Genomic DNA, 2,568 nt, shown 5'->3' with positions numbered 1-2,568 from the left:
TAGTAGGATAAGAACCTGTCGCCTTTCTTCAATTCAACCGTTCTCGTAAAGTCATATGTTCTTCACGAAATTATACAATGGTTTCTCGAAGTAGGTTTACCTGAACTCTCCCCCGAACCGTACGTACACCTCTCAGTGTATACGGCTCTCCGCTTATCAATCTAACCTTCCAGCGTGTAAATCTACATGACATGAATGACATATAGCTAGGGTTTTCCTAGACCGTGCAATCATGAATTTTTCCCAACGTTTCTTTCCTTCGAGATCTCTTAGCTTCCTGACATGATGAATGTGAATTGGTACATCTTCTGCTTCGCAGAATTCACATTTTCTAGCCAAGAGTCGATCAACGAGTTTAGTCCTGCTGGAGTAGATTTGTGTATCCGGTAATTTGTCTACAATCTCGTCATCTTTAGTTAGCTCTTGCCTCTTGAAACCTTCATTGTAAAAGAATCTTACCTTGAGGCCACTTTTTGTCTCATACTTGACAGCAATTGCACCGTCTATTGAGAATTTCTTTTTCATAATGGAAATTCTCGATTTGTACTTGTTTGCTAAAGTTTTTAGCAGACTGTACTTCATGACGTAATGAAATTTGCTCAGGGTATGAACATTGAGGGCTAACTTATAATAATTATAGAAACCTCTGATTTCCGCATTGTAAATGCTAAGGATTTCCAAATCATCATTATTAACGAGTTCTCGTCTGTGAACGGGTTCCCATTTACCGTCAGGGTTAATTTTTAGGACTCCGAGTGTAAGGAGTTTGTCCCTCCATTTTTCCATCGGAACCGATAGTTTTACCCTAGCATTGAATGATCTTCGCAGGAAACCATCTTCGCATTGTCTGGTGCTTTCGTCTTTTGCGACGTAGATGTCATAACTTAAGAATCTGGCTTTATTGCGGCTATTTGTGATGAGGGTCCTTTCTTGCGACAGGTCTAGCTTTAGTTCATCTCTAAGAAAAATTGTTAGTTTCTCCTTGATTTCCTTGGCGTCCTCTTTGCTTCCGATTACTCCGATTAGGAAGTCGTCAGCGTATCTGACGTATTGTAGCCTTTTATAGCCTTCATCAAAAGGGTCTACTGTAGGAAACCGTTGAGCGTCTCTAGCTAGAGTTTTAACTTCTTTTGCCGCATTAGCTTTCTCGTCGTCATTCATTTCATTCCAAACGGTTTTGTACTTCGCACGGAGTCTTTGTGTCCTTTGACAGGCAGTTCTGTACATGGTGTTTCGAGTTCTTTTCTCACCAACATCGAATCCTTTTTTGAGCTTTTCGATAAATCGGTCAAGCTCGTTTAGGTAGATATTTGACAGAATTGGACTAATAATACCACCTTGGGGTGTCCCACTGTAGGTACTATTGAATTTCCAGTTCTCTAAATATCCCGCCCTGAGGAATTTCCAGATTAGGTTGATGAACTTTGTGTCATCAATTTTCCTTCTCAGGATGTTAATAAGAACGTGATGATCGATGTTATCGAAGAATCCTTTTATGTCTCCTTCGACCCACCATTTAACTGCTGTAAAGGTTTTATGCACTTGATCCAGTGCGGTGTGACAACTTCTGTTTGGTCTAAAACCGTGTGATCTGATCGAGAAAGTCCCTTCATAAATACCCTCAAGGATTCTTCTAATGACTTCTTGTACCAGTTTGTCCTCGAAAGACGGAATTCCTAACGGTCGATTTCCACCATTTCTTTTCGGAATGTAAACTCTCCGAGCCGGCTGTGGTTGGTAACTTTGATCTTCAAGTTTCGCGATAAGATTGGTTATTCGTTCAAGACTCATATCATCGACCGTTTTTCCATCTGCGCCTTCTGTCATGTTTCCCTCTTTGGCATACATTTTGGCGTACGCTTCTAGATAGAACTCGACATTGTACAGATTTCTGTAGAGTCTTTGATATTTGTAGCCTTTTTCCTTCGCCTTGGAAGCCAGATTGTCTAATACTACTTTTGGATTTCTCATGGAGCCTCACGCTCCTTTCCAATTTCGGTATTAAACCCGATAAACTGTTCCCCTTCGCCATGTAACAGGCTTTCCCTGTCTCGGACTACTATGGGAACTCCGTCACCATATTGAATATTCAGACCCTATAGGTCATAGCCTCATTCAAGGCATTCCAACTTAGGCGATCTCCGTTTAGTACGTTTAGAAACCTAGCATGCTGTAATGTCGGATGCGACTTTCACCCTTTACCACATATTGTGGTTGGTCAGTGTAGGGTCACGATATTGGGTCGAAATTATGGCCAATATCCTAGTGTTTCCATCGCAACTATATGGAAACATCATCACTGCCTAGCGTTTGTAGTTACCTTCCGCTAGGGGTCAAGTTTGGTCCCCCTTGGGCTATCGTTCAAGCAGTATAGCTTTCATCCTCGTTTACAACTTTTCGCCTTGCTGTTCAGTCGTGGCTTGGTAACTAGCCAACTTACAACTTTCCCAACATGCTGCACTCCCCATTCAGTTTCCCTCCTGGATAAGTCGGGCGGCGACAGGCTTTTGTGACCTAGCCTGCTACTTGCCACAGTAGATTTTCTAAACGCCCTTACGGACGCACATT

At 42.1% G+C, this 2,568-nt stretch carries 1 protein-coding gene; it reads right to left on the bottom strand.

The window, feature by feature from the left end; all coding sequences use genetic code 11:
- Positions 1–156: 156 nt before the first annotated feature.
- Positions 157–1,971: a reverse transcriptase/maturase family protein gene (locus L691_RS0123540; protein WP_025692730.1), complete on the bottom strand. Its 1,815-nt coding sequence runs from the start codon at positions 1,969–1,971 to the stop codon at positions 157–159.
- Between the last annotated feature and the right edge of the window lie 597 nt (positions 1,972–2,568).

Origin of the sequence: Paenibacillus zanthoxyli JH29 (assembly GCF_000520715.1) — a bacterium.
In the GTDB taxonomy this organism is placed as follows: Bacteria; Bacillota; Bacilli; order Paenibacillales; family Paenibacillaceae; genus Paenibacillus_AQ; species Paenibacillus_AQ zanthoxyli.
Note: the sequence above shows the minus strand (reverse complement) of the source record. Positions and strands in the feature narration are given on the sequence as shown.